The sequence below is a fragment of the Brevibacillus sp. NRS-1366 genome, from assembly GCF_050467985.1.
In genome coordinates, this window is the sequence record NZ_JBITPN010000085.1 from 1 (window position 1) to 610 (window position 610).

A 610-nucleotide genomic window follows, 5' to 3' on the forward strand; every position below is an offset into this window, starting at 1 on the left:
ACTTCAATATAGCCTTCTGGACGAAAGATTTCATTTGTACAAAATTCCTGTTAATGGAATGACAAGTAGCTGGTCTAGCAAGTCTGTGGCTGGGACTCGTTTTTTTATTTGTATAAGACAAGTAAACACGGATATGGATGTAATTGCTGAATTGGACAACTAACAAGAAAGGAGAGCAGCTTGAATGAACTATAATTATCGAGGAAAATATTTACCATCGAATGATTACAATAAACTAGATGTTGTAATATTTCAAAAAACCTCAAACAATCCTAAGCAGTTTTTCATGTGCATCACTTCACATTCACGCAATGCCCCACAAGAGCCTTCACACAATTTGGACACAGTATATTGGGCTGTTTTAAATGCGGATAGTAACTTTCCAAATTCCATAGATACATTTATTACGCGAAGAAACTATTCAGCAAATGATATTGTTAATGTGAATAGATATGAAGAATTATTCTTAAAGCCAAATCGAACTCCTGCTGAAGACGATGAAATGAATTCATTAACCAACTCTTTGCGTGATAAGATCATTTCCCCTGATGATTGGAATAAACTACAGTCAGCTTTACAAAATATGCAAATGTTTTTAAAGACTGAAATT

At 33.9% G+C, this 610-nt stretch carries 1 pseudogene; it reads left to right on the forward strand.

Going from position 1 to position 610, the window contains the following annotated elements:
* Window positions 1-184: 184 nt before the first annotated feature.
* Window positions 185-610: pseudogene (locus ACIFQN_RS35745) on the forward strand (hypothetical protein); the annotation flags it as partial.